General features: G+C 35.3%; 20 protein-coding genes and 1 tRNA gene. 9 read left to right on the top strand and 12 right to left on the bottom strand.

The window, feature by feature from the left end:
- Positions 1-59: 59 nt before the first annotated feature.
- The 3 genes from tatC to SB679_RS00095 all read left to right on the top strand — a co-directional run bounded on the left by tatC (position 60) and on the right by SB679_RS00095 (position 4,726).
- On the top strand, positions 60-887 hold the full coding sequence (gene tatC / locus SB679_RS00105; protein WP_410700222.1) for a twin-arginine translocase subunit TatC: 828 nt from the start codon (positions 60-62) through the stop codon (positions 885-887).
- Positions 888-1,107: 220 nt separating this feature from the next.
- Positions 1,108-2,739 carry a M1 family metallopeptidase gene (locus tag SB679_RS00100; protein ID WP_410700221.1) on the top strand — a complete coding sequence of 544 codons (1,632 nt, stop codon included), beginning with the start codon at positions 1,108-1,110 and terminating at the stop codon, positions 2,737-2,739.
- Between the two features lie 130 nt (positions 2,740-2,869).
- Positions 2,870-4,726, top strand: coding sequence for a peptidase M61 (locus SB679_RS00095; RefSeq protein ID WP_410700220.1), 1,857 nt, complete (start codon positions 2,870-2,872; stop codon positions 4,724-4,726).
- A 61-nt stretch (positions 4,727-4,787) separates the two neighbouring features.
- Here SB679_RS00095 and SB679_RS00090 read toward each other — a convergent pair whose 3' ends face one another.
- From SB679_RS00090 to pepE, 3 genes are read right to left on the bottom strand one after another with little or no spacing between them, the layout of a single operon-like run.
- On the bottom strand, positions 4,788-5,957 hold the full coding sequence (locus tag SB679_RS00090) for a sensor histidine kinase (RefSeq protein ID WP_410700219.1): 1,170 nt from the start codon (positions 5,955-5,957) through the stop codon (positions 4,788-4,790).
- Positions 5,958-5,963: 6 nt separating this feature from the next.
- A complete protein-coding gene (gene dacB / locus SB679_RS00085) occupies positions 5,964-7,337 on the bottom strand; it encodes a D-alanyl-D-alanine carboxypeptidase/D-alanyl-D-alanine-endopeptidase (RefSeq protein ID WP_410700218.1) in 1,374 nt (457 codons plus the stop codon).
- Between the two features lie 41 nt (positions 7,338-7,378).
- A complete protein-coding gene (pepE, locus tag SB679_RS00080) occupies positions 7,379-8,074 on the bottom strand; it encodes a dipeptidase PepE (RefSeq protein WP_410700217.1) in 696 nt (231 codons plus the stop codon).
- Between the two features lie 196 nt (positions 8,075-8,270).
- Between pepE and SB679_RS00075 the strand changes: the two genes are divergently transcribed.
- Positions 8,271-8,840 carry a tetratricopeptide repeat protein gene (locus SB679_RS00075; RefSeq protein ID WP_410700216.1) on the top strand — a complete coding sequence of 190 codons (570 nt, stop codon included), beginning with the start codon at positions 8,271-8,273 and terminating at the stop codon, positions 8,838-8,840.
- Positions 8,841-8,871: 31 nt separating this feature from the next.
- Here SB679_RS00075 and SB679_RS00070 read toward each other — a convergent pair whose 3' ends face one another.
- Positions 8,872-9,363, bottom strand: coding sequence for a DUF1905 domain-containing protein (locus tag SB679_RS00070; RefSeq protein WP_410700215.1), 492 nt, complete (start codon positions 9,361-9,363; stop codon positions 8,872-8,874).
- Between the two features lie 108 nt (positions 9,364-9,471).
- On the opposite strand from SB679_RS00070, the gene fsa reads away from it, so the two are divergent.
- Positions 9,472-10,125 (top strand): fructose-6-phosphate aldolase, encoded by a 654-nt coding sequence (fsa, locus tag SB679_RS00065; protein WP_034711558.1) that lies wholly within the window; start codon positions 9,472-9,474, stop codon positions 10,123-10,125.
- 59 nt (positions 10,126-10,184) lie between these two features.
- Here the strand turns inward: fsa and SB679_RS00060 are convergent, their stop codons facing one another.
- The 5 genes from SB679_RS00060 to SB679_RS00040 all read right to left on the bottom strand — a co-directional run bounded on the left by SB679_RS00060 (position 10,185) and on the right by SB679_RS00040 (position 15,002).
- On the bottom strand, positions 10,185-11,030 hold the full coding sequence (locus SB679_RS00060) for a GLPGLI family protein (protein ID WP_410700214.1): 846 nt from the start codon (positions 11,028-11,030) through the stop codon (positions 10,185-10,187).
- Between the two features lie 26 nt (positions 11,031-11,056).
- Positions 11,057-11,623 carry a sugar O-acetyltransferase gene (locus SB679_RS00055; RefSeq protein WP_410700213.1) on the bottom strand — a complete coding sequence of 189 codons (567 nt, stop codon included), beginning with the start codon at positions 11,621-11,623 and terminating at the stop codon, positions 11,057-11,059.
- A gap of 101 nt (positions 11,624-11,724) precedes the next feature.
- Positions 11,725-12,627, bottom strand: coding sequence for a GLPGLI family protein (locus SB679_RS00050; RefSeq protein ID WP_410700212.1), 903 nt, complete (start codon positions 12,625-12,627; stop codon positions 11,725-11,727).
- Between the two features lie 69 nt (positions 12,628-12,696).
- Entirely contained in the window at positions 12,697-14,634 is a 1,938-nt protein-coding gene (locus SB679_RS00045) for a M56 family metallopeptidase (protein WP_410700211.1), read from the bottom strand.
- Between the two features lie 2 nt (positions 14,635-14,636).
- Positions 14,637-15,002, bottom strand: coding sequence for a BlaI/MecI/CopY family transcriptional regulator (locus tag SB679_RS00040; RefSeq protein WP_034711565.1), 366 nt, complete (start codon positions 15,000-15,002; stop codon positions 14,637-14,639).
- A 337-nt stretch (positions 15,003-15,339) separates the two neighbouring features.
- On the opposite strand from SB679_RS00040, the gene SB679_RS00035 reads away from it, so the two are divergent.
- Positions 15,340-16,209 (top strand): RimK family alpha-L-glutamate ligase, encoded by an 870-nt coding sequence (locus tag SB679_RS00035; protein ID WP_410700210.1) that lies wholly within the window; start codon positions 15,340-15,342, stop codon positions 16,207-16,209.
- A 165-nt stretch (positions 16,210-16,374) separates the two neighbouring features.
- On the opposite strand, the gene SB679_RS00030 is transcribed toward SB679_RS00035, so the two are convergent.
- Together SB679_RS00030 and SB679_RS00025 are read right to left on the bottom strand one after the other, a co-directional pair.
- On the bottom strand, positions 16,375-17,076 hold the full coding sequence (locus SB679_RS00030; RefSeq protein ID WP_410700209.1) for a DAPG hydrolase family protein: 702 nt from the start codon (positions 17,074-17,076) through the stop codon (positions 16,375-16,377).
- 77 nt (positions 17,077-17,153) lie between these two features.
- On the bottom strand, positions 17,154-17,750 hold the full coding sequence (locus SB679_RS00025) for a Crp/Fnr family transcriptional regulator (protein ID WP_410700208.1): 597 nt from the start codon (positions 17,748-17,750) through the stop codon (positions 17,154-17,156).
- Between the two features lie 346 nt (positions 17,751-18,096).
- Between SB679_RS00025 and SB679_RS00020 the strand changes: the two genes are divergently transcribed.
- The 3 genes from SB679_RS00020 (at position 18,097) to SB679_RS00010 (ending at position 21,072) form a co-directional block, all read left to right on the top strand.
- A complete protein-coding gene (locus tag SB679_RS00020) occupies positions 18,097-18,678 on the top strand; it encodes a hypothetical protein (protein WP_410700207.1) in 582 nt (193 codons plus the stop codon).
- Between the two features lie 137 nt (positions 18,679-18,815).
- Entirely contained in the window at positions 18,816-19,862 is a 1,047-nt protein-coding gene (locus tag SB679_RS00015; RefSeq protein ID WP_410700206.1) for a serine hydrolase domain-containing protein, read from the top strand.
- Positions 19,863-20,250: 388 nt separating this feature from the next.
- Complete coding sequence (locus tag SB679_RS00010; RefSeq protein ID WP_410700205.1) at positions 20,251-21,072, top strand: GLPGLI family protein; 822 nt, start codon at positions 20,251-20,253, stop codon at positions 21,070-21,072.
- A 153-nt stretch (positions 21,073-21,225) separates the two neighbouring features.
- Here SB679_RS00010 and SB679_RS00005 read toward each other — a convergent pair.
- Positions 21,226-21,298: transfer RNA gene (locus SB679_RS00005), tRNA-Met, on the bottom strand.

Here is a 21,298-nt window from a genome sequence, read left to right as displayed (position 1 = left end):
GAAACTTCCCGCTTTACTCAAACATTTTTCATAAATTTGAAATCTTAAAAATTTATTCTGTGAGTGAAGGTAAAGAAATGTCCTTTCTTGGACATATTGGAGAATTAAGAGGCCATCTTGTCCGCTCAATGATCGCAATCATAATTGCTGCTTTTATTGTTGGTTTTAATATTAACTGGATCATGGACCATATCTTTTTCGGTCCTACAAGAAATGATTTTCCAACTTTTAAGATTGTGAATCATTTTTCCAGAATGATTTTGGGAGAAGACAGCATTCATCTTCCTAAGGAATTCCCTGTACGTGTCCAAAGACTTTACCAGCAGTTTAATGTCATGATGGCGGTTTCCATTTTTGGGGGAATCGTAGCCGCATTTCCTTATATTGTATGGGAATTGTGGCGTTTTATCGGTCCGGCTTTGCATCCCAGAGAAAGAAAAAATTCAATCTTTATCATCAATTCTGTATGGATTCTGTTTATGACAGGTGTTTTATGCGGATATTTTTTAATCCTTCCTTTTGCAGTGAATTTTGGGGTTATTTTTAAGATTTCCGATATCATCATTCCTCTATATGATTTAAGTGATTACACGACATTATTTTTACAGGTTGTATTGGGAATGGGAATTGTTTTTCTTTTTCCGATCCTTATTTATTTCCTTACGAGTATTGGGATTCTAAATCCTAAATTCATGAGGACGTACCGAAGACATGCCATTGTTCTTATTATGGTGGTTGCAGCAATCATTACTCCTGCAGATGTTTTAAGTATGATTATGGCTGCAATGCCGCTGCTTTTATTATATGAATTCAGTATCATTATGTGTGCCTATACGTACAAAAAGGTTCAGAAAAGAGAAGGAAATCTTCCGGCAGTACAGGAATAAATGATCATTATACAGGTAATTTCAAGAGATAATTACCCTTTACCATAGCATTTTTAAAGGCTCCCATATTTTATAGATCTTAAAATATGGGAGCCTTTAGCATATCTGACCTTCAGCATTTTCAAACGATTCCGTTTCATGCAATTGACGTAAACTTATTTATTTTTACGTCAATTGGCATTAAATTTTCTACTTTTGGGTAGATTAATTTAATTTATAAATGAAAAAGCTGTCATACACTCTTTTATTTGCATCAGGACTTATTTTCGGACAAGTCTTAGAGCAGCCTGAAAACTTCACCAAACAAGATACTTTAAAGGGTTCTAATACGTCATTCCGTAACTTTTGGGATGTCAAAAAATATGAACTTTCTGTAGAGCCTGATTTTGATTCGAAGAGTATTAAAGGAAGTAACAGGATCAGCTTTGAAATTATAAAAGATGTTACCAATCCTGTATTCCAAATTGATTTGCTGCAGCCTATGAAAGCAGATAAAATAGAAGCCAGCTTTGCGATAGCCTCTTACAAACAGGATGGAGATTTCATCTTTATCACCACGAAGAAAAAATTTAAAAAAGGAGAAAAATTCACCATCGATATTGCCTATTCCGGGAACCCTAGAATCGCTAAAAATGCGCCATGGGATGGCGGTTGGGTCTTTACCAAAGATCATAACGGAAATCCGTGGATCAGCGTTGCAGATGAAGCAATCGGAGCGTCTGTCTGGCTTCCGACAAAAGATATCTGGAGTGATGAACCTGAAAATGGCGTCATCATGAAAATTATTACCCCGCAGGATCTGGTAGGGGTTGGAAACGGAAGATTGATCAATAAAAAAACGGAAGGCGGGAAAAATATTTTTACCTGGGAAGTTAAAAATCCCATCAACCTTTATTCTATTATCCCGAATATCGGCAAATATGTGAATTTCAAAGATACCTTTAACGGAGAAAAAGGAAAACTGGACCTGGACTACTGGGTACTGGATTATAATCTGGACAAAGCAAAAAAGCAATTCGAGCAGGTGAAACCGATGCTTTCGGCCTTTGAATATTGGTTTGGACCTTATCCTTTTTATGAAGATTCTTATAAAATCGTAGAGTCTCCGTATCTCGGAATGGAGCACCAAAGCAGCGTAGCCTATGGAAACGGGTATCAGAACGGTTACCGCGGAAGGGATCTTTCCGGAACAGGAGTCGGACTGAACTGGGATTATATTATTGTCCACGAAAGCGGGCATGAATGGTTTGCTAACAACATTACCGCTAAGGATCAGGCTGATATGTGGATTCACGAGAGTTTTACCATGTATTCCGAAGTGCTTTTTACGGAAAAATATATGGATAAAAAGTCATCAGAAATGTATGCAATAGGACTTCGTAAAAAAATTGATAATGACATTCCTATCATCGGAAAATACGGTGTAAAAAATGAAGGCAGCGGTGATATGTATAATAAAGGAGCCAGCATGCTTCACACCATCAGGCAAGTGATCAACAACGATGAAAAATTCAGACAAATCTTAAGAGGACTCAGCAAGGAATTTTATCATCAGACGGTAACCACAGAGCAGATTGAAAATTATATTTCTTCGAAATCAGGCATTGATTTCTCGAGCGTATTTAACCAGTATCTGAGAACGATCAAAATTCCGACCCTGGAATATTCTCAAAACGGAAACGTTTTAAAATTCCGTTATACGAATGTGGTTGAGAATTTTAAACTTCCTATCAGAATTGATGGTGAACAAACCATTAATCCTACGGAAAGCTGGCAGACCGTATCCTTGAAAAAAGGAACACCGGTTCAGTTTAATCCCAATTATTATATCAATTATACTTCTGTACAATAATCATACAAGGAGAATAATTCCATATGCAAGGCTAATTTTTTAGCTTTTATTAAAAATTAAGAAAAGTTTAATACTGTAATCCGTAACGAATTGAAATTTAAAACAACTACTTAACTATAATTCAGACTCAATGAAAAAAATTGCACTTAGCTTAGGTATGGCCGCCTCTTTTCTGGCCACTGCCCAATCTATTAAAACCAATATCGATCTGGTGAATGTAAAGGACGATAAAGTGGCTGTTACCATGGAATTTCCGAAAATGAAATCCGGTGACGTTAAGTTTCATTTTCCGAAAACTGTTCCCGGGACGTATTCTCTGGATGATTATGGAAGGTTTATAGAAGGCATCAAATTTTTTGATAATAAAGGAAGAGAACTGGCTTTTACGAAAGTGAATGACAATACGTATTCTCTTAAAAATGCCCAGAACTTAAGTAAAATCACGTATCTGGTTAATGACAGTTTTGATGATGAGATAGATACTTCAAAGCATAAAGCGGTATTCTCCCCTTCCGGAACTGATATCGAACAGGGTAAAGTATATCTGATCAATACCCATGGTTTTATCGGATACATTGATAATATGCAGGATGTCCCTTATCAACTCGTAATCCAGAAACCTACCGATTTCTATGGAACAACTGCTTTAGTTGATCAGGATAAATCTGAATCTACAGATACGTATACTTTGGCCAACTACGCCAAGGTAACAGATTCTCCGCTAATGTATACCAAACCGGATTATATCACCTTTAATGCAGGCGGAATGGATCTTGTGCTAGGCGTTTATTCTCCGACAGGGAAATATAAAGCGGCAGATTTTAAGGATAACTTAGAGAAAATGGTAGTTGCCCAAAAGAAATTCCTGGGTGATATGAATACTAATAAGAAATATGCGATCATGCTTTATCTTGCAGGAACAGACGGACCGCAGATCAAAGGATTCGGAGCTTTGGAGCATCATGAATCTACCAGTGTGGTTCTTCCTGAAATGATGCCGAAAGATGCCATCGATAAAACGATTACGGACGTTGTTTCCCATGAGTTTTTCCATACGGTAAATCCTTTGAAAACGCATTCTGAAGAGATTCATTATTTCGATTATGCAGATCCTAAAATGTCGCAGCACCTTTGGATGTATGAAGGCGGAACGGAATATTTTGCGAATTTATTCCAGATTCAGGAAGGTCTTATCAATAAGGATGAATTTTTACAGAGAATCGGTGAAAAAATTACCAATTCTAAAAATTACGATGATACGATGCCGTTTACGGTGATGAGTAAAAATGTATTGCAGGAGCCATATAAAGATCAGTACAGAAATGTGTATGAAAAGGGAACCCTTCTTGCTATGTGTCTGGATATTGAGCTGAGAAAACTTTCTAATGGAGAAATGGGCTACCGCGATATGATCCGAAAGCTGTCTCAACGATTTGGAGAAAATAAGCCTTTTAAAGATGATAAACTTATTGATGAACTGGTAACGGTAACCGGTTATCCTCAAATCAAGGATTTCTATACCAAATATATTGCAGGAAGCCAGCCGACTCCATATGCCGAATACCTGAATATGGTAGGGGTAGAAGTAAAGAAACAGGAAGTCCCACCTCTTTTCTGGTTTATCAAAGATCCGAATCAGACAGGATATAACGAAAAGAACAAAACTTTTATCTTTGATGAAAACTCAGCGTTATCGTCATTTGCAAAAAGTATAGGATTTAAAATCACGGATGAAATTCTGGCATTAGATGGTAAAACCGTCGATATCAAAAATGTACAGGATTTTATCAGTTATTCTAAAACTATTAAAGACGGTCAGAACGTTACGGTAACTATTCTGAGAAAGAATGGTGATAAAACCGAAAAATTATCCCTTAAAGGAAAAGCAATCCTGGATAAACTGACTATAGAAAACCTTCAGTTTAAAGCGAATCCTAGTCCGGCAGAACAGAAACTGCAAGACCAGTGGCTGACTGGAAAGAAATAATAAAGGCGGGAATTTTTTCCCGCTTTTTGTTTTTATTCTTGATAATGGATCTCCTGTTTTACTATGCTTTTCTGACCGTAATTCTGAACGTAGTTCCCTTTCCTACCTCGGTCTGAGAGATTTTAATATCTCCGTTATGGTATTCGTGAATGACCCTTCTTGCTAATGATAGACCAAGTCCCCAACCTCGTTTTTTGGTAGAATAACCAGGTTTAAAAGCATTTCTGACCTGTTGCTTGGTCATTCCGCTTCCGGTATCTTTCACTTCAATCAAAATATTTTTATTTCTCTCAAAAACAGACATTTGAAGTGATCCTTCTCCCTTCATGGCGTCTACCGCGTTCTTAACCAGATTTTCAATCACCCAGCTCATAAGAATTTTATTATGGGGAACCAGAACGGTATAATTGGGAAGCTGCAGCGTAAAATTGATTTTCTTCGATATACGGGTTTTCAAATAACTGTAATTCTCCTGAATAGTCTGGTTAAAATTCATGTCATTCAGTTCAGGAACGGAACCAATTTTTGAGAATCGTTCAGAAATCGTTCTTAATCGTTCAATATCTTTTTCAATCTCCTGTACGCCTTCAGACTCCGGATTATCTAACTTCATAATTTCCATCCAGCCAATCATTGAAGACAATGGTGTTCCAATCTGATGGGCGGTTTCTTTGGCTAAACCTGCCCAAAGGTATCCTTCATCAGTTTTTTTAATAGTCCTTAAAAACCAGAATATAAAAATCAAATAGGAAAGTATGAATAATCCTAAGAAATAAGGATAATATCTCAAATTATTAAGCAATGCTGAGTTATCATAAAACACAAGCTGTTTATCACCATTGGCTACCTCGATTTCAAACGGCTCATAATTGTTCTCCATCTTCCTAATAAGCTTTCGTAGTTCATTAGGATCTTTCAGAATTTCCTGAGCAATATTCCGGGAGCTGCCATCAAATATAAAGGGCTGTTTATTTTCATCGGTAAGAATCGAAGGAATCTGATCATTTTCAGTTAAAATAGCAAACAATAATTCCTGAGTTTCTGAACTTTTCTGTTGATTGTCCTGAAGTATTTTAATGGCCGTTGCAAAAACTTTTATTCTTTCAGCTTCTTTTTCCCTTAAGTTTGTAATGAGAATATTAGAAGAAATAATTAAGGCAATCACAATGACCGTCAGTAATGTAAAAACAAACCAGTTATTGATTCTCGCTAAGAACGGACGATTTTTCATTCAATTTTATTTTAAAACATTCAGGATTTTCTGCAGTTCCGCACCTCCGCTTCCCTGATAGTTATTAATGATGATTGAAAAAACATATTTCTTACCGTCTTTTGCAGTATGATACCCTGCAAATGATTTGGTATCACTCATGGTTCCGCTTTTCATTTTCATACCGTTATCCTGAGTGGGAAAACCATCATAATAGGATTCGAACCAGGGTTGTTTTTTGGCGTACAACAGTGCCTGAACTTCTGCTTTTGCAGCAACGTAATTCTGCGGGGAAAGTCCGCTTCCATCTGCAAAATTGATCATATTCGCATTAATTCCTTTTGACTTCCAGAATTCTTTAAGATAAGCCACACCACTTTTAAAGTTTGGATTTCCTTTTTTTTCTTTTCCTAAAGTTTTAATAAGCGTTTCTCCATAAAAATTGATGCTCTTTCTTAGAAACCAATACACTATTTTATCTAGTGTAGGCGACTGGTAGGTAAGAATCGTATTATTTTTAGGTGCCATTAAGGGTTGTTTTCGATCGATTTCAAGCTGAGAATTGGTGATTACTTTTCCGGAAAATTCAATTCCCGATTCTTTCAACCATTGTTTCACTTCTACCCCCAGCTGTAAAGGCGGATTGGGTGTAGAACCTGAAACCGTAACCGTTTTTCCGGCCGGCAGCGTTCCATTGATTACCGCAACATCCGAATGAGGTGCCGTAAAAATCAAACTTTGATCTGAACTTCCGCCTGTTTTTAAGTCATTCAGCCATTTTACGCCTTCCAGAGGATAGGAAAAACTTTTAAAATCCGTTCCGTTGATATTGATGTCAAACTGGTTTTCTCTCCAGTTGATTCCCCAAACTCCTGCTCCGTAATAATTTCCGAGATCATCCCATGGCCATCCTCCCGGAGTTGTCTGATGGTCAAAATAAGAATCATCAATGATCAGATCTCCTGAAATTTTTGCAATCCCTGATTTTTTAACGGCTTCTATTAATTTATTTTTAAAATTTTCTGGTTTGTATCCTTCATACCGCCAGCTGCCCAGCGTAGGGTCTCCATTAGAAGAAACGAAAAGGTTTCCGTTTAAAGTACCTCCTGAAATCGTTCCGGAATAGCCTGAAGTAGTGGTATAGGTATAGTTTTTCCCCAACGCCTCCAATGCCGCTCCTGCCGTAAATATTTTCTGTGTAGATGCTGTGGAAAGCCCTTTATTTCCCTGATAGTCATACATTACATTTCCATTTTCATCGGAAACATAAAAAGATAAACTGGAAGCAACAGCAGACGAAGAATCCATAAGATCCTTGGTCACTTTATCCAGTTTTTGGGTGATATTCTGAGCATAAAACAGCTGTGCTGAAAGCGTAAGAACAGCAATCGTTTTTTTCATTGCATTGTTGTTTATCAAATATAATTAAAATAAGGCTTTAGTCAGTATAATTCACTTCCCGACTCTATTTCATAGGGTTCTTTTCCTTTTTCGAAGATTCTGGTCAGTTCACTTCCTTCCACGGTAATAGTATCGCCTTTTCTTCTGATCCAATTCCCTTCTCGAAGTCCGACTACTTTAAGATCATTCTGGGTTAAAAATTCCAAAATTCTGGTTTCTCTTGTTTCTCCATTATGCTTTAATTCCGGATTAGGATCTAAATAATGGGGATTCAAATTAAAAGGAACTAATCCCATACAGTCAAAACTTGGCGGATAAACGATCGGCATATCATTCGTTGTTTTCATATTCTGACCTCCGATATTGCTTCCTGCACTGCATCCCAGATATGGCTTTCCATCTTCCACATTCTGTTTCAGGACTTGCATTAAGCCTTCTTCATGTAACGTCTTAACAAGTAAGAACGTATTTCCACCCCCTGTAAAATAGCCTTTGGCCTGTTTTAAAGCTTCGGATTTATTTTCAAATTCGTGAAGACCTCTTACTTTAATATGAATGGTTTCAAAGAAAGAGCGTGCTTTGGCCGTATACTCGTCATGAGAAATACCGCCAGGCCTTGCAAAAGGAATGAAAATAATTTCATCAACATCTTCATACAATTTGATTAATTCTTCTTTTAAATATTCTAAATAGGCTCCACCAAAAAGTGTGGAAGTTGAGGCTAATATGATATTCATACCGGGAAATTATATTAATTATTAAAAAAATAGTTGAATGACAAAGATAACTTAAACGCGAATGAATCAAAAATTAAGCTAAAAAAAAACCTATACCCGTTAATATTTTCTAAAAAAACTTAAAGCTTCTAAAATTTATGCTTTTCTGGAATTATTATTGAATTTTAGTACTTAGAAATTTTAAAAATGTAAGATTATGAAAATGACTAAAATTAATATCAAAACTCTGTTTTTAGGATTAATCCTTGTAGGAAGCGCAACTTTTGTACAGGCACAAACGACTCAGACAGATACCGCAAATAGTACAGCCACAGCCACTACTACTCAGGCAGCTCAAACTGCAAGCAACCCTACTATTGAAGGTCTTAAAAAACAAATTGAAGCCAACCCAAAAGATACCGAATCATTAGCAAAACTGGCTAATGCCTATCAGGAAGCTTCTGATTGGACGAATGCAGTAGCTACATGGAAAAAAATCTCTGTACTGTTACCTGATTGGGCTCCATCATATTACAGCCAGGCGTATGCGTATCAATCTGCTAAAGATGATGTGAATGCAAAAATGGCGTATGAAAAATATATTGCTACGGTAAAACCGGAAGAAGTGGAACAGAATAAGAAAAATCTGGCCTACGCTTACTTCTATATCGCGTTTGCAGAGCGGCAAAGTGATCCTGCTAAAGCCAAAGAGCACATTGCTAAGTCGATACAGTATGATCCTACCAACCAGGATGCTGTGAAACTGAGTAAAGCTTTAAATTCATAGTTAAAAATAAGATCCGGAAAATTTCCGGATCTTATTTTTTGTTAATTTTCTTACCGAAAAAGTCTGTTTTGCCCTGAAGATGCCTGATGATTTTTTCAATATTTTTCTGAATTGACCCTTCTGTTTTTAAATTGTCGATATAACGGATCAGTTCCAGCTTTCTTGAGGGAATAAGGTTCTCAAAATTTTGTAAAGTAACGGAATTTTCTCTGATCGCTTTATCCAATTGAGGATGGATAGAAATTGTTCTGTCCGAATCATCAAATTCAACAGAAACTTCGATAAGTTCCCCTATTCTTTTGGGAGAATTATGTAACATGGTTGTATTAATGTACAATCGCCATTCTCCTAAATATTTCATCAGATTTTGCTTAAATTCTTTCCCATTTACAGTTCCTTTTACCGGAATCGGGCTTTTATTTTTCTTCGAAGCTTCAAAAATTTCATTGAGAATATCCTCAGGAATGAAGACAAAAGGATTAATTCCAATGATCTCGAGTTGGACTGTAAATTGATTTTCCATTGAATTTCCTGGTTAACTTTTACATTTGAAATACGTCATAAACAAAATTAAAAATTTCTCACTCAAAAAAGGAATGTTTATCTTTGTAAAAATAAATCTGTAAAACAAATGAAATTTTTTATTGACACAGCCAATTTAGAGCAAATTAAAGAAGCAAAAGATCTTGGAATTTTAGATGGGGTAACCACTAATCCTTCATTAATGGCAAAAGAAGGTATTCAGGGAGCTGAGGCGATCAAAAACCATTATAAAGCAATTTGTGAAATCGTAGACGGAGATATTTCTGCTGAAGTACTTTCTACGACGTACGAAGAAATGATCAAAGAAGGTGATGAACTGGCTGCGATCCATCCTAATATCGTTGTAAAGATCCCAATGATCAAAGACGGTATCAAAGCATTAAAATATTTTTCTGATAAAGGAATCAGAACGAACTGTACATTAATTTTCTCTGTAGGACAGGCTCTTTTAGCAGCTAAAGCAGGCGCTACGTATGTGTCTCCATTCTTAGGAAGATTAGATGATATTTCTACAGACGGACTTCACCTGATCGAGGAGATCAGATTGGTTTTCGACAATTATATGTATGAAACAGAGATCCTGGCGGCTTCTATCCGTCATTCTATGCATATCATTGACTGTGCAAAAATCGGTGCTGACGTCATCACTTCACCGCTTCCTCCAATCTTGAGTTTATTAAAGCATCCTTTAACAGACAGCGGATTGGCTCAGTTTATTGCAGATTCTCAGAAATTAGCATAAGAACTTACTGTAATTTTCAGATATAAAAAATCCCGAAACATATGTTTCGGGATTTTCGTTTATTGTAATAAGTCGAGCTCAAGAATGTTATTGTTTTTTGCATTGTCTGCTTTGGCATTTTTCTCCCGCTCCCTTATGACCTCACTGATATCCAGCGGTTTTCCGCTTTCATTCACCAACATTATCTTATTACTTCCTGAGGCCATTTCCTTAAGCCCTTTGGCAGGATCATTCCGGCTCTCCAGAAACTGTTTTTTATACTTTTCAGGGGATACATTAATGAACTGCTTAGAATTCTTTTTTTCACTTTCACTTTGCCACTCTTTATTCCTGGAAAGTTTTTTGGTTTCTTTTAATGTAAAACTGTGGGATTGGGTCTGATCTTCAATTTTTATAATCAGGCCTGGAAGTCCATGGAACTTGTAAGGTCCGTCCTGAATAGGAATATCCGGAGCAAACCAGGCGATCCATTTTCTTCCTGAAAAATCCAAGGTTGCCTTTTGCACTTCGATATCACCTATTTTTGCTTTATCAGGTAATACTTTCCAGTTTTGCACTCTACCGTCTGAAACTTTATACTGATCCATATCCAGGCTTCCATACAATACGGTATTATAATCCGGATATGACTTTTCAACAACAAACGGAACAAAATCAAAATTGATTCCACTGAAATTACGGCCTCCAATTTTTATTCTATCTTCACGCAGGGAGTCAGAAACATACTTTTCATGGCTGTAAAATTTTGATCCTTTAGGAGCAGTATCTAAAAACATCAGTTCAGATTTTGTCTCGTCTCTGGCTGTAGAATCCTTTACAAATTTATATTCATAAACAAAACGCTGATTTTGTGCATAGCTGCCTATACTCAAAAGTGCAGCAAAGACTATTATCATTTTCTTCATTCGTTTTTTTTACTAAAGTATATTTTTTAATTTTCTTCTGCAATATCCTTTACTACTTTACAGGGATTTCCTATGGCAACTACTCCATCCGGTATATCTTTAGTCACAATACTTCCTGCTCCTATGACGGTATTGCTTCCGATAGAAACGCCGGGCAGTACCACTACATTGCCACCGAGCCAAACGTTGTCTCCTACCGTGATTGGACGGGCATATTCCAGACCTTCGTTTCTTTGTTTGGCATCCAGCGGATGTCCGGCGGTATAAAAACTGCAGTTGGGTCCGATAAAAACATTATCACCAAACTTTACGGCTGCACAGTCTAAAATCACAAGATTATGGTTGGCATAAAAATTTTCTCCAACCTCGATATTATAGCCGTAGTCGCACCAGAATGAAGGTTCTATACAGATGTTTTCTTCTGTTTTTCCGATGATCTTTTTAATCAACACATTTCTGTTTTGGCTATCCGAATTTTTAAGCTGGTTGTATTCTCCGCAAAGGTCTTTACAGGCTATACGTTCATTCATCAGCTCTTTGTCATAATTGGCATCATATAAAAGTCCTGCGGCACATTTTTCTTTTTCTGTCATATTATTTAGGATTAGAGCTCTAAAATTAAGACAATAAAAAGAAAAACAGGATAGTCATTAATAACCATCCTGCTTTCTATTAAAAAATTATGTATTGTAATTTAATTCACTAAGTCCGGTTCTATCGGATTATTATTCTTAGCTAAAGATTCTTTGGTACGCTTTTCCATCTCTCTGAAAACCTGATTGGGATCTGACATTTCTTTTCCGTCTGCAGTTTTTACTTTAAAAGTAACTTTTGAAGTGTCTGTATTTCTCATCATCATTTCTCTCATATTCTTGGTAGGATCATTTACATAGGCTTTCCAGGCTTTTTTAAACTGATCTTTCGTTACTTCAATTTCTTTTCCTCCAAAACCTATTATTCTCATTCCTTCGGGAAGCTGAGCTTCCTGATCTGCTGCTGCCGGAGACTGGATGGTTTTATTTCCAACCAGTGTCATGATGTGTGAACCTGTAGCATCTTCAATTTTCACGATCAGTCCGGGAAGTCCATAAAACTTATACGGTCCATCCTGAAAAGGAATATCTGAAGCAAACCATGCCGTCCATTCTCTGCCGCCATAGCTTGTTGTAGCTTTTTGGGCATTGTATTCGCCGATCTTCTGTTTATCAGGAAGAATTTTCCATTCCGGTTTTTTATCTTCCTTCACTTTGTACTGATCGGTAGAAATACTTCTGAAAAGATAGGTTTTAAAATCCGGATAGTCTTTCGTCACTTTGTAGGAAACCTGCCCCGGTTTTTCTCTTCTATTTACATTCAGGTTACCGCTTCCTGATTTTATCTGTCTTTCCAGATCTGCTTTTCCTGTAGAATCAGAAACAAATTTGTCATGACTGTAATAGCTGGAACCATTTTTATTGATATCCAGAAACATTATTTCTTTTTTCACATCCTCTTTGTTGTTGAAATCCGGGATGTATTTGTATTCATAGAAAAATCTGTTAGTCTGTGCATGGGCAACTACGCTCAACAGTAAAAAAAGTAAAATATTTTTTTTCATAGTTTTATTTCATGTGATTTAGGAAAAAATAAGCTTTGTCAATAGAAATTCACAAAGCTTACTGTTTCTTTATTTTTTAGTCTGGATTCTGATTTCCCCTCGTCTGATATTGGCTCCTTCCTGTTTGTTGATATTAATACTGGCAATATCTTTCATATTTAAAGCATTCAGCTCTTCTTTGGTAACTTTCTTGCCGTCCACATAAATTTTAGTATCATCATCACCGTTAAATTTAAAATTCTTAACGCCATTCATGGTAATATTCCCATTGCCATCTTTTTTTATAAAATCTGCATTCATGAACATCGTGGTTTGATCTTTTGCAGATGGCGCTTTTATAGAACTGTTGTAGACATAAACACTATTTACTTTGGCGTCCCTCATTATTATTCTTGCTTCTTTTCTTGCCTGTTCGCCTGCTATTCTCGCCTGCTCGCCAGCAATCCGTGCTATTTCACCTTCTTTTCTTGCTTTTTCTCCCTCAATTCTCCCTTTGGCACCTGCTATTCTTGCCTGCTCTCCTGCTATTCTGGCCTTTTCACCTTCCAATCTTGCTATTTCACCTCTTTTTCGGGCTTTTTCTCCTTCTTTACGGGCTTTACGAGCTTCTTTTTCATCTTCAGGGCTCCAGTTTTGATACGTGTAATCCTTCGTTTTATATATTCTGATCTTTGGAGCTTTGGGTGCGTTGGGAGCTTTAGGTGGTGCCGGAGGGTTTTCCGGAAATTCTATATTAAATTCCGGGATTTCTGGGATTTCCGGGATCTCAATGTTTAAATCTTTAAGCTCATTGATATTATCCTTCCATTCATCAGATTTGAAAAAATCATTCATTTTCTTCATATCCATTGCCTCACCCTTGTACATCATCCTGAAATCATTGGAACTGGCAATCTTTCCGATCTCTGCAGACAAAGTTCCTATTTCATCTACATTCTTTTTAAATTCTTCGCTGTCAGGATTTAATTTTTTTAAAGCATTGCTCTTTTCTTCGATTTTCTTACCAAGGTCTGCTATTTTTTCCTGACTGTTTGATTTCTCACCTGTTACAGGCTGTATAGCATTATCGATTGATCCTGGTTTCAGCGTGTCTCTTTTAATCTTTGAAACCGCTTCTTTGATGGCTATATTGGTATCTTTAATCTCTTTATTTTTCGCATTTACCATATAGGCAAAGGCTATTGAAAATAAAACCGGCAATGCAAAAATTCTTCGCGCATATCCGAATTTGGTTTTAGGTTTTTGTAACATTTTGAGTCGTTTTTTTAGATTTGAACTTAGAAACGGACTGGTGGCAGGCAACTGTGTTCCGGAAAAGTGGCTTGCTAAAAGCATTTGCGCAAATGCTTTGGTGTCCGATTGTTTAACGGCTTTTTTATCAGCCAGATATTCGTGGATTAAATTAATTTCTTTTTTGATGATATGAAAAAAAGGATTGAACCAGAAAACAGCGGTAATGATTTCAATAAAGATTTTATCGAAGGAGTGTTTCTGTTCAATATGTACCATTTCGTGCTGTAAGATCTGCTTTCCGATATCAGAATTCAATACAATTGAATTCTTCCAGAAAAGGTTTTTAAAATACGAAAATGGCGCTTCAGTTAAGTTGGTCTGGTAAAAATTGATCCCATCAAAACTTTCTTTTTGAAATTGGCTCTTAAGCTGGCGGATTCTGAAGATTCCGTAGGTTAATTTTCCTATAAAATAGAGAGAAACCAATCCCAAAGCTGAAAAAATAATTCTAAAATAAGTGTGGTCATTGCTTATGTTTTGAGTTGTGTTAAAATTTTGCAATTTATCAATCAGCATATACACCTCATTATTTACCTCTATCGTAAAGTCATCAACATGAATGAGTGGTAGCAGCAACGGTATCAGCATTGCCGACAGCAGATAAAATCTGTTATAATGATGAAATGTCTTGTCCTTTAAAGACAACTGGTAATACAAAAACATTACACCGGAACATAATATTACTTTTCCAAAGTAAAAAAGTGCTGCTTCCATGGCTAGTCTTTATTTTTGAGTTCGTTTAATAGCATTTCAAGATCTTCAACGGTCATTTCATTTTTTTCGACTAAAAACGAAACTGCACTTTTATAAGATCCTTTAAAATAATTTTTCACCAGGCTTTTCATTGTTTTTCCTGAATACTGTTCTTTTGAAACCAGTGGAAAATATTCGTGCTGCCTTCCATAGACGTTATAGTCTACGAATTCTTTGTCCTTCAATACTTTCAAAATAGTAGAAACGGTGTTGGTATGGGGCTTAGGCTCAGGAAAAAGATCAAGAACGTCTTTTAGAAATCCTTTTTCCAGTTTCCATAAATACTGCATCACCTGTTCTTCTGCTTTGGTCAAAGTCTGAATTTTCATATCATTTTCATTTTAATTGTGATGTGAAATTTTTTACTTAATCTCATATCACTAACAAATTAGTTATACAAATGTAGAAATAAAAATGATTCAAACAACTATTTTTTTAGTGATAGGAGGCAGATCAATATAAGTAGCTGATAATCATATTGATAAATTTATAAAAATAAAGAATTATGTTATTACTCTCTGAAGATTTCATAAAGAAACCGTGTAAATATTTATTAACTTAGACTAAAAACAGCTGTATCTATTAAAATAATTAAAACTGTATCTGTGTACATTTTTTGTATTTGTTGATATTTGTGTAACTACAATTAAGTAAAAAGACAGAAGAATGAAAATCGCAATAGTTAGTTACAAAAAACAGGAAAAGTTTACACAAGGCGTTACCAATGATGAAGATGCAGATCTTTTACGATTTCTGAGAGAGAAAGGCTTGAATGCTTTTCCTACCATCTGGAACGATGAAAATGTAGATTGGAAGAGCTTTCATGTAGCCATCATTAAATCGCCATGGGACTATCATAATCATTTACCCCAGTTTTTGAATTGGCTGGATACATTGGAAAAATTAAATATCAAGGTATTAAATCCAGTGGAAATCATTAAATGGAACAGTCATAAAAAATACCTTAAAGATATTTCCAACAACGGACTTCCTGTAATTTCTTCTGAATACCTTGATAAAGGTTCTTCCTTTGACAGTCGTTTTTTCGACTTGTTCGGTACAGATAAATTGGTTGTGAAGCCTTGCGTAAGTGCCGGTGCTCAAAATACCATAACCGTTAATAAAAGTAATCTGAACGAACGTACACAAGAAATTGAACAGCTCCTAAAAACAGAAGATTATATTGTACAGCCTTTTGTAGAAGAAATAAAAAATGGAGAATGGTCGTTTTTGTTCTTCAATAGCAAATACAGTCATTGTACGCTAAAGACACCTAAAAAAGACGACTTCAGAGTGCAGCACTATCACGGTGGCAGTATCAGTTACCCAACCCCCACCTCTCTCCACATAGAACAGGCAGGACAATATGTAAAGAGTTTACCGCAATCTACTCTGTATGCAAGAGTGGATGGTGTAATCATAGATAACACATTCAAGTTAATGGAATTGGAATTAATAGAACCGTATTTATTCCTTAATGGTGACAATAATTTACTGGAAAACTATTTCCAGGCATTAATGGCTTTAGTTTCATAAATGCATTTAGTTTGAGAGCTGATCTTCTCAATATACATTTCACTAATGGTAGTAAATACTTAAGCGCCATCATATTGTTTATAACAGATTCAAAGAGTAAATAACCCGGTCTTGAAAGGTCATTTACTCTTTGAATCTCATTTTAAAATTATAAGTTAATTGGTATTACCAAGGCAAGGGAGCATTATCTCCATTTTTATTCTCTGCATAATATAAAGATGAAAGAAAATGAGATAAATAAGTAAATTCTGTATAACAATGCTCCATTAGCCCAAAGCCAATATTTTCGTGAAGCGGTGTTTCGGTATCTGCAGTTAATGCCCCAAGGTAAAAATGACTTCTCAAGGTACAGCCAAAAGGTGTATCTCTGGCTACATGAAACATAAAACCATCTTCCGGATCTCCATTGTTATCCAGTACCGTATCTTTTCCAAAACCAATTCTTGCATAAATAACCGCCCCTACATTACCTTCCGCATAAGCTTCCTGTAATAAGATAGGATTAAAGACTTCCTCAGGAGCATGAAATTTGATGGTAGCAGGTACAGGTGGAATCTCGCCCAAAGCTTCGGTGGCGTGTATGGTCGCCCCAATATAGTTTTCGTTTTTCACCCATTTACGATCCCAGCCACTATGAAGGATATGGTCATGCGGATGCCACCATTTTAAATGTTCTGTGGTTTCAAAATAGGTAAACCACCAGTCCAGCATTTTACTTTTACAACCATGCAGATCCGTTCTCATGGAAACCTGGAGCATACCGTTTGACAGTCTTTGTATTCCGGCTTCCAGTCTTAGCGGTTTAGGAAATAACAGGTTGTCAATATCCAAAAATAAGCTACGCTGCTCTTCTTTACTTAGTTTCATATTAGCTTTGATTAATTATTATTAACCAAAGGTAGCTGGAGATCGCTATTGAAAAACTTAACCTTTGTTAAGCTTTTCTAAGAAGATTTGTGGTGACTTTGCTTCAATATTCTGCTGTAGGCCTCCGGAGTGATCCCTAAAAACTGAGCAATGTATTTATAGGGTACCTTTTGGGCAATATCGGAATAATGTGATCTGATGAATTCAGACATTTCATTCTTTCCGTATAACAGCTTTACATCGGTAATCAATATATCTTCAGCAATGATCTCAAGAACCCTATTTCTGAGTATTTTCCCCAGGCTGATACCATTATGATAATATTCCATAAAATCGGAAGCTGCTATTGAAATCACAGTACAGGAAGTTATACTTACAATCTGATACCTGGATGCTGTTTGGTGAAGTAAGCTGTCAAAATTGGTACATAGATTTCCAGACTGGAAAAACCTGCCAATCACTGTTTTCTCATCTGCTGTAAATTCTGAGGCCAATATTCCTTCTGACACAAACAGTACATCGCTGTAACGGAAATTACTTTTCAGAATGACTTCATTCTTTTTGAAAGACTTTAGACATGAGTTTCTCAGCAAACTATTCCACTCTTCATCCTGCGGAAGTTCTTTAAGATTGAATATGGTCCTAAGATGATCTTCCAAACTTTTATTTTTCACTAAACAGAATTTGAATAATATCCTTTATCTAAACGTAAATATAGAAAAGAAATACTTAATTACAGCGATTATTAAAACAAAATACTTTCAGTAAAAACCCTTTAATGAAAAATTTAATGATTAAACATCATAATTCTCATAGTAAATAATTATATATCTATTGATTGATTGTTCATTATGATGACTTATTTAGTTTATAAATATCATTAATAAAGACCTTCTAATCACCATTTATACAATGATGAACAAATAACATTGTAGATTTGTTAAAATTTATTAAATAAAATGAATATGAATATGTTTAAACTGAGAAAATATATTTATTTTAGTGCTTTAAAAATTTCTCATGAAAAGATATAATTTACTGATTGTACTATTACTACTTATTTTTAACGTTACGACTGCTCAAAAGAAAGGTTCTCCTGCTGCAGATTTCAGTTCGGTAAAAGAAACCAAAACTAAAATTGAAAATACGGTTCCTTTGGTAATCCAACACCTTCAGGCTATTGCTACAAAAGAAGGTGACAATAATATCCTTACCAACGGAAAAACTGCTTTAGGAAAAGAATATGGGATTTTAGAATCCGAATGGCGTTTATACAGAATCAATATGAACAACTGTATTCTTAACAATTCTTCCAAAAAAGCTAAAAAGTGCATGGAATACCATACGCTATATCTTAGAAATACACTGATCAACTATAACAACTACATCACCAACCTTACCAGAAAGAATGGATATTTAGGTGTTGAAGGCGATACCAAGTTTGATTTTAAACCCGCTGAATTAACCACTAAACTAAGCGAGGCTTATTTTAATGGCAATGATGCTGCCGGCAGAATGAAAGGAAACCAGAAAAAAGAATTTTTGGGACAGACTTTAGCTGACGATTATAAGCTGAGACCTTACGCTGAAATGGCTCAATAATAAATGATCCCGCTTTTGAAGCGGGATCTTTTTTGTTATCTAATTTCTTCTTTTTCCAAATCATATCAGTTTCCATCTGTTTAAATTATAAGACAAAGATCAGATCATAAATTAATTTTTTATATTTACCAATATCCATGTTCATCTTCAACAAAAATAAAATTTTACTTTTTGCCGCTTTATTCATAACGTATATCCATTGTTACAGCCAAAACTCTCAGAAAAGAAAGAACCTGGATCATCTATTTCAGCAAGCCCAACAATCCAAAGCTTTTAATGGAAATGTTCTTGTTGCTCAACATGGAAAAATACTATACGAAAAAGCCTTAGGCCGGGCAGATGCAAGCGGTACCATTCCTTTAAACAATAAATATCGCTTTCATATCGGTTCCATTGCTAAAGAATTTAATGCCGTTGGAATTATGATGCTGAAAGAGCAGGGAGAATTAAAACTTGATGATCCCATTTCTAAATTTTTGCCGGAGCTCCCTGCCTGGGCCCATACCATTAAAATTATCCATTTGCTTCAATATACAAGCGGTCTTCCGCAAATCAAATGGAATGAAGTGAAACAGGATTCTGACAATATGCTGGCCTTACAAAAAACAGAATCTCTTGATTTTGAACCTGGGACAAAGTATGATTATAACAACAATAATGTATTTCTACAAAGGAGGATTATAGAAAAAATTGCCAACATGCCTTTCAATTCCTTTGTAGCACAAAAAATACTCGAACCTCTCGGAATAAAAAACGGACTCATAGATCCCAATGAAAAAGAAAAACTCTTTGCAAAATCCTATAATAATAAAGGAAAGCAGGATCCGATTATCTATAATATTTCCGGCTGGACCGCATTAAATATAAGGGATTTTTATACGTGGTCTGAAGCCATCAATTCATTCAAAATCATTAATACTGAGTCAACACTAGAGCTGTTCAAGCCTTTTTCCCAGGGAAACCAAACTGGTCTTGGGGAAGGAGCGATCCAGCAGGGGAAAGTTATCCGTCATATTCACGATGGAGCTGCATTCAATTATCAGGCATTACTCGTAAGTACCCCTGATTACACCATTATTTTAGTGACCAATAACAAACAAAATAATGTAGAGGAAATAAGCAGGTCAATACAATCGATACTTGAAGGAAAACCGTTTAAGGAAATTGAAAGTCCAGCTCATTGATTACAACAGGAAATAAAGTAAGAATTATCTGTTGTAAGCAAATACATCATTATCTTATTTTACAATTTTAATATATAAAATAAAGCAAATACTAATATTTCAGGTAGGACATACAGTTTTGCATTAGATTTTATTGCCTACTTGTTCTGCTGTCATTCTGAATGTAACAAAGTAAAATGAAGAATCTAATCTATGAACGGGATTCCTCCTTCGTCGGAATGACAATAGACGTAAAATTGTATATAATAACCCTATTTCAATTCAACATATACTGCTCATTTACACATTTTTAAGAATTATAAATTCCCATACTTATAATTAGAATAATATTTGTACCATTGTCTTCAATTACAAAGAGTTTTCAATTTTAATTAATGATCATTAGAAAATGAAATTTCACATTACACTATTTATTTTAATTTTTCCTTTATTCCTCTTCGCGCAGAGTTTTAGATTTACTTACGAATACAAATTTAAACCGCAAAAAGAAAAAATGGATTCTGTAATTACCGATTACATGAATTTAGATACTGATGGAAAGAAATCTCTTTTTTTTAATGATTCTAAGCATAAAATGGATTCAGTGTATGCTGCTTCAAAAAACTTAAATGATTTAACTCAATACAAAAATTATAATCAAAATTTAAACTATACAATATTTAAAGATTACAGTATTCCTAAAATAGACTTCTATTCAAAGAAATTTAATCTTGATATTCTGATAGAGGAAAAAGAATTACCAAAATGGAATTTAGTAGATGAGTTTTCTGTAATCAATACATTCAAGTGTCAAAAGGCTTACACAAAATATAAAGGTAGAGAATGGTATGCATGGTTTACAAAAGACATTCCTATCAATGATGGCCCTTATAAATTTATTGGGCTGCCTGGTTTAATAATACGAGTGAGTGATAAAGAAGAAAGTCATACATTTGATTTAATTCAGGTTATTCATATAAAAGATCCTTTTTTAGAAGTGCCTAAAAAAGTAAGGCTCATGACTCAAACACAATTTGATGAATTAGCGAAAAAAAATATTAACCTTAAAACCGATGTTGCTTTTACCAATGTAACTAATAAAACGGTTACCGTAGGTTTAAACGATGGGAATATGATGAATTTATCCAATAATACCGCTAATGTAGATCAGGCTATCATAGATAAACTTAGGAAATCTAATAATCCTATTGAGCTTAAACCTTCCGAATAAAAACCATCTTTATTTTAATATCCATTATAAACTTTTTCAAATTACTGTATCTCTTATGTTTCCATAGCAAGAATTAATAGATGTCATTGATTCTAAAAAAGCGGCATAAAAAAATCGGTATAACAAATTGTTATACCGATCGTCTTACTTTAGTAGCGGGAACCGGACTCGAACCGATGACCTTCGGGTTATGAGCCCGACGAGCTACCTACTGCTCCATCCCGCG

The organism is Chryseobacterium sp. SIMBA_029 (assembly GCF_046535275.1).
GTDB lineage: Bacteria > Bacteroidota > Bacteroidia > Flavobacteriales > Weeksellaceae > Chryseobacterium.
The sequence above is the reverse complement of the archived record's forward strand: the minus strand, read 5'-3'. Positions and strand labels throughout refer to the sequence as shown.

What these genes read in the sequence shown, in the direction of transcription:
- dacB (WP_410700218.1), bottom strand. Translation starts at nt 7,337, where the DNA reads ATGAAAAAAACGATTGCTGTTCTTACGCTTTCAGCACAGCTGTTTTAT.
- SB679_RS00055 (WP_410700213.1), bottom strand. Translation starts at nt 11,623, where the DNA reads ATGACAGAAAAAGAAAAATGTGCCGCAGGACTTTTATATGATGCCAAT.
- pepE (WP_410700217.1), bottom strand. Translation starts at nt 8,074, where the DNA reads ATGAATATCATATTAGCCTCAACTTCCACACTTTTTGGTGGAGCCTAT.
- SB679_RS00045 (WP_410700211.1), bottom strand. Translation starts at nt 14,634, where the DNA reads ATGGAAGCAGCACTTTTTTACTTTGGAAAAGTAATATTATGTTCCGGT.
- SB679_RS00100 (WP_410700221.1), top strand. Translation starts at nt 1,108, where the DNA reads ATGAAAAAGCTGTCATACACTCTTTTATTTGCATCAGGACTTATTTTC.
- SB679_RS00090 (WP_410700219.1), bottom strand. Translation starts at nt 5,957, where the DNA reads ATGAAAAATCGTCCGTTCTTAGCGAGAATCAATAACTGGTTTGTTTTT.
- SB679_RS00015 (WP_410700206.1), top strand. Translation starts at nt 18,816, where the DNA reads ATGTTCATCTTCAACAAAAATAAAATTTTACTTTTTGCCGCTTTATTC.
- SB679_RS00010 (WP_410700205.1), top strand. Translation starts at nt 20,251, where the DNA reads ATGAAATTTCACATTACACTATTTATTTTAATTTTTCCTTTATTCCTC.
- SB679_RS00070 (WP_410700215.1), bottom strand. Translation starts at nt 9,363, where the DNA reads ATGGAAAATCAATTTACAGTCCAACTCGAGATCATTGGAATTAATCCT.
- SB679_RS00050 (WP_410700212.1), bottom strand. Translation starts at nt 12,627, where the DNA reads ATGAAAAAAAATATTTTACTTTTTTTACTGTTGAGCGTAGTTGCCCAT.
- SB679_RS00095 (WP_410700220.1), top strand. Translation starts at nt 2,870, where the DNA reads ATGAAAAAAATTGCACTTAGCTTAGGTATGGCCGCCTCTTTTCTGGCC.
- fsa (WP_034711558.1), top strand. Translation starts at nt 9,472, where the DNA reads ATGAAATTTTTTATTGACACAGCCAATTTAGAGCAAATTAAAGAAGCA.
- SB679_RS00035 (WP_410700210.1), top strand. Translation starts at nt 15,340, where the DNA reads ATGAAAATCGCAATAGTTAGTTACAAAAAACAGGAAAAGTTTACACAA.
- SB679_RS00020 (WP_410700207.1), top strand. Translation starts at nt 18,097, where the DNA reads ATGAAAAGATATAATTTACTGATTGTACTATTACTACTTATTTTTAAC.
- SB679_RS00060 (WP_410700214.1), bottom strand. Translation starts at nt 11,030, where the DNA reads ATGAAGAAAATGATAATAGTCTTTGCTGCACTTTTGAGTATAGGCAGC.
- SB679_RS00075 (WP_410700216.1), top strand. Translation starts at nt 8,271, where the DNA reads ATGAAAATGACTAAAATTAATATCAAAACTCTGTTTTTAGGATTAATC.
- SB679_RS00040 (WP_034711565.1), bottom strand. Translation starts at nt 15,002, where the DNA reads ATGAAAATTCAGACTTTGACCAAAGCAGAAGAACAGGTGATGCAGTAT.
- SB679_RS00030 (WP_410700209.1), bottom strand. Translation starts at nt 17,076, where the DNA reads ATGAAACTAAGTAAAGAAGAGCAGCGTAGCTTATTTTTGGATATTGAC.